This is a genomic window from Streptomyces graminilatus (genome assembly GCF_001418565.1).
GTDB lineage: Bacteria > Actinomycetota > Actinomycetes > Streptomycetales > Streptomycetaceae > Streptomyces > Streptomyces graminilatus.
In genome coordinates, this window is the sequence record NZ_LIQQ01000758.1 from 1 (window position 1) to 4,963 (window position 4,963).

The window sequence follows — 4,963 nt, forward strand, 5'->3', positions numbered from 1 at the left end:
GGGCGAGGAACCCCCTCTACAGCCGAGGGTCCACCGGCTCCGACTCCAGCGCCAGCACCCCGAACACCGCCTCATGCACCCGCCACAACGGCTCCCCCTCCGCCAGCCGGTCCAACGCCTCCAACCCCAGCGCGTACTCCCTGATCGCAAGCGACCGCTTGTGGTTCAGGAACCGCCCCCGCAGCCGCGCGAGGTTCTCCGGCCGCGTGTACTCCGGACCGTAGATGATCCGCAGGTACTCCCGCCCCCGGCACTTGATCCCGGGCTGCACCAGCCGCCCCTTGCCGTCCCGCACAACCCCGCCGAGCGGTTTGACGACCATGCCCTCGCCGCCCTGCCCGGTCATCTCCAGCCACCAGTCGACGCCCGCCCGCACGGACTCCGCGTCCCCCGTCTCGACGTACAGCCGACGCGTCGTCCGCAGCAGCCCCGTACCGTCGTGCTCCACCAGCCGGTCCAGCAGGGCCAGTTGCTCGTCGTGCGGCAGCCCGGCCAGGCTGCGCCCCTCGACCGCGAGGACCTGGAAGGGAGCCAACCGCACTCCCTCCAACCCCTCCGTCGGCCAGCAGTAGCGCCGGTAGGCAGCAGTGAACGCGGAGGCGTCCGCCGCCCGTTCACGCTGGCGCCCCAGCAGCTCCCGCACGTCGATACCGCGCCCCGCCGCACCCTCCAGCGCGGCCAGCGCCCCCGGGAACACCGCCCCGGAGGCGGCGCCGACCGCCGCGTACTGCGACCGCAGCAGCCCGGACGCCTTCAGCGACCACGGCATCAACTCGGCGTCCAGCAGCAGCCAGTCGGTGCCCAGCTCCTCCCACAGGCCGGCCGCGTCCGCCGCCGCCCGCACCCGGCCGAGGATCTCCCCGTTCATCGTCGGATCATCGATGAACGGACGCCCGGTACGCGTGTACAACGCACCCGTCACACCCTCGGCGTCGACACCGAACCGCTTCCGGGCGACCTCCGCGTCGCGGCACACCAGCGCCACCGCCCGCGAACCCATGTGCTTCTCCTCGCACACGACCCGTTCGACCCCGTCCGCCCGGTACTGCTCGAACGCCTCCGCCGGGTGCTCCAGGTAGCCCTCCACGTGGGAGGTCGCCGTCGGAGCCATCGTCGGCGGGAGGTACGGCAGCAGGCGCGGGTCCACCGCGAAACGGCTCATGACCTCAAGGGCCGCCGCCGCGTTCTCCTCCCGGACGGTGATCCGGCCCGCGTGGCGGGTCTCCACCACCCGGCGGCCGTGCACGTCCGCCAGGTCCAGCGGCCGGCCGTCGTGCCCGCCCGGGGCCTCCGACCGCAGCGGCCTGACCGGCTCGTACCAGACCTGCTCGGCGGGTACGTCGACCAGTTCGCGCTCCGGCCAGCGCAGCGCGGTCAGCTTGCCGCCGAAGACGGCACCGGTGTCGAGGCAGATGGTGTTGTTGAGCCAGCTCGCCTCCGGGACGGGGGTGTGGCCGTACACCACGGCGGCCCGGCCCCGGTAGTCCTCCGCCCACGGGTAACGCACCGGCAGGCCGAATTCGTCGGTCTCCCCAGTCGTCTCCCCGTACAGGGCGTGCGAGCGCACCCGGCCCGACGTACGGCCGTGGTACTTCTCGGGCAGACCGGCGTGGCAGACCACCAGCCGTCCGCCGTCCAGGACGTAGTGACTGACGAGCCCATCGATGAACTCTCGTACCTGGGCCCGGAATTCGTCGCTCTCGCCCGCCATCTGCTCGATGGTCTCGGCGAGTCCGTGGGTGTGCTGGACCTTGCGGCCCTTGAGGTGGCGGCCGTACTTGTTCTCGTGGTTGCCGGGCACGCACAGCGCGTTGCCCGAGCCGACCATGGACATCACCCGGCGCAGCACACCCGGGCTGTCCGGGCCGCGGTCGACGAGGTCGCCCACGAAGACGGCGGTACGGCCGTCCGGGTGCGCCCCGTCCTCGTAGCCCAACCGGCCGAGCAGGGTCTCCAGTTCGGCCGCGCAGCCGTGGATGTCGCCGATGATGTCGAAGGGACCGGTGAGGTGGCTCAGGTCGTTGAAGCGCTTCTCGGTACGGATCTCGGCGCCCTCGATCTCCTCCACCCCGCGCAGGACGTGCACCTTGCGGAATCCCTCGCGCTCCAAGTGGCGCAGGGAGCGGCGGAGTTCGCGGATGTGGCGGTGGATGACCCGGCGCGGCATGTCGGCCCGGTCGGTGCGGGCGGCGTTGCGTTCGGCGCAGACGTCGTCGGGCACGTCGAGGACGACGGCGATGGGCAGGACGTCGTACTGCCGGGCCAGCTCGATCAGTTGCTTCCGGCCGCTCTCCTGGACGTTGGTCGCGTCGACGACCGTACGACGGCCGGCGGCGAGCCGCTTGCCGGCGATGTAGTGCAGGACGTCGATGGCGTCCCCGGAGGCGCTCTGGTCGTTCTCGTCGTCGGCGACCAGGCCCCGGCAGAAGTCCGAGGAGATGACCTCGGTCGGCTTGAAGTGCCGCCGGGCGAAAGTGGACTTGCCCGAGCCGGACGCCCCGATCAGCACGACGAGGGAGAGGTCGGTGACGGGCAGCACGCGCCCCTTGTTCTCGACACGTGTGACGTTCTCGACACCGCTCATGCTGCGTTCGCCTCCTTCTCCTTGACGACCTCGTCGGCCGGCTTGTCGGTTGTCCTGTCGGTGTTCCCGGTCCGCATCGTGAACACGGCCATCTGGGTCGGCGGACCCACCGCCGGGTCGTCCGGCCCGACGGGCTCGAACTCCGCCTCGTAGCCGTGCCGTTCGGCCACCGCGCCCGCCCAGGCGCGGAACTCCGCCCGGGTCCACTCGAAGCGGTGGTCGCTGTGGCGGCTGTGGCCTGCCGGGAGGGATTCCCAGCGGACGTTGTACTCGACGTTCGGTGTCGTCACGAGGACCGTGCGGGGACGGGCCGCGCCGAACACCGCGTACTCCAGGGCGGGCAGCCGGGACAGGTCGAGGTGTTCGACGACCTCGCACAGTACGGCCGCGTCGTAGCCCTTGAGCCGCTTGTCGGTGTAGGCGAGCGAGCCCTGGAGCAGTTGGACGCGCGACGCGAGCCGCTCCCCCATCCGGTCCAGCTTCAGCCGCCGCGAGGCGATGGTCAGGGCACGCATCGACACGTCCACCCCGACGATCTCGGTGAACGCCGGGTCCTTGAGCAGCGCCTGCACCAACTGGCCCTGCCCGCACCCGAGATCGAGCACCCGGGTGGCCCCGGACGCCTTCAGCGCGGCGACGATCGCTTCCCGGCGCAGCACGTTGAGCGAGGTCGGCTTCTCCTCGGGCTCGGTCTCCGTCTCGTCCTCGACCGCGTTGTCGATCTCCTCGACGTCGCTGTCGTCGGCCTCGGCCAGCCGGACCAGTTCCAGTCGCTCCATCGCCTGCCGGGTCAGCGACCAACGGCGGGACAGATAGCGGCTGGTGATCAGTTTCTGCTCCGGGTGCGCAGGCAGCCAGCCCTCACCGGCCCGCAGCAGCTTGTCGACCTCGTCCGGAGCCACCCAGTAGTGCTTGGCGTCGTCGAGGACCGGCAGCAGGACGTACAGATGGCGCAGCGCCTCGGCGAGGGTCAGCGTCTCCGATTCGAGGACGAGACGCACATACCGTGAGTCGCCCCACTCCGGGAACTCCGCGTCCAGCGCGACCGGTTCGGCCGTCACCGTCCACCCGAGCGGCTCGAAGAGGGTCCGTACGAGGTCGGCGCCGCCCCGGGCCGGCAGTGCGGGCACCTCGATGCGCAACGGGCGTGCCTGGCCGGTGAGTTCGGGCTTCGCCCGGCACTGGCCCTTCATCGCGCTGCTGAACACGGCGCTCAGCGCGACCGCGAGCAGCGAGGACGCCGCGTACGGGCGGTCGTTGACGTACTGCGCGAGTGCCGCGTCCGGTGCTCCGCCGCGCCCCTTGCCCTTGCCGCGCCGGACCAGGGCGACCGCGTCGACCTCCAGCAGCAGTGCCGCCGTGCAGCGCTCGTCGGACGCCTCGGGGTAGAGGACGTGCGCGATGCCGTAGGAGGTGGAGAACGTCTGCGCGTTGTCGGGATGCTTGTGCAGCAGGTAGCCGAGGTCGGTCGCGGGACGTTCGGGGGTGCCGGTGGTGCTGATCGTCAGGAACACGGTGGCCAGGCCTCAGAGAAGGGTTTGAACTGGGAATATTTGTCGGGTGTGCTGTGCGTCAACGTACAGCGAACGGCCCCGGCGCACCCGGGGATTTTTTCCCTGCACCCTTTCCGCCTGTCCTCTCCGCCTGTCCTCCAGGATGCGTCGCCCAAACGGAGCAGGCCCCCTCTCTTCTCTCCCCCAGGGGACAGTCGCCGGAGCGATATGACAGGATCCGCTGCCATGTCATCGCTGCCCGCACTGTCGTCAAGAACCCCTCGCCGCCTGCTCGTTGTGCTGCTCGCGTCGCTCGTGACAGCGGGCTCCGCCGTCGCCCGGGCCGACACGGCGCCCGCCGCCGGAACGTCCGCGGCCGGGGCGAAGGCCTCCGCCGTGGCCGCGACACCCGACCGAGCCCGCTACGACGTGACCCTGCGCGGCGATTCCGACGGCTCCCACTGGACCGGCCGGCAGCGGTTGTCGTTCCGCAACGCCGCCGACCGCCCGCTGCGTGAGGTGTACCTGCGCCTGTGGGGCAACGGCGACGACGGCTGCGGCACGCCCGCCAAGCCGTCCCCCGTCCGGATCTCCAGGATTCACGGTGGCACGCCGGGCCGCCTCACCGTGGGCTGCACGGCGCTGCGCGTCACCCTGCCGAGGCCGCTCGCACACGGCGCGCGGGCGACCGTCGCCTTCGACGTGTCCATCGCCGTGCCCGGTAGGAACAGCCGCTTCGGCCGTGAGGGCGCGTTCCGCTTCCTCGGCAACGCGCTGCCGGTGCTGGCCGTGCACGACGCGAAGGGGTGGCACCTCGATCCGTATGTGGCGACCGGCGAGAGCTTCTACACACTGGCCGGCGACTTCCAGGTGCGCCTCGACCACC

2 protein-coding genes and 1 pseudogene are annotated in these 4,963 nt (G+C 71.3%); 1 reads left to right on the forward strand and 2 read right to left on the reverse strand.

Annotated features, from left to right (window positions below; genetic code table 11):
* Positions 1 to 16 precede the first annotated feature (16 nt).
* Together AOK08_RS41190 and AOK08_RS41195 are read right to left on the reverse strand one after the other, a co-directional pair.
* Entirely contained in the window at positions 17 to 2,584 is a 2,568-nt protein-coding gene (locus AOK08_RS41190; RefSeq protein WP_055535613.1) for a polynucleotide kinase-phosphatase, read from the reverse strand.
* Positions 2,581 to 4,098, reverse strand: coding sequence for a 3' terminal RNA ribose 2'-O-methyltransferase Hen1 (locus AOK08_RS41195; RefSeq protein WP_055535615.1), 1,518 nt, complete (start codon positions 4,096 to 4,098; stop codon positions 2,581 to 2,583). The genes AOK08_RS41190 and AOK08_RS41195 overlap by 4 nt, the downstream gene beginning before the upstream one ends.
* Positions 4,099 to 4,323: 225 nt before the next feature.
* On the opposite strand from AOK08_RS41195, the pseudogene AOK08_RS41200 reads away from it, so the two are divergent.
* Positions 4,324 to 4,963 (forward strand): annotated as a pseudogene (locus AOK08_RS41200) (M1 family metallopeptidase); the annotation flags it as partial.

Coding starts and splice junctions, on each gene's coding strand:
- AOK08_RS41190 (WP_055535613.1), bottom strand. CDS start 2,584: ATGAGCGGTGTCGAGAACGTCACACGTGTCGAGAACAAGGGGCGCGTG.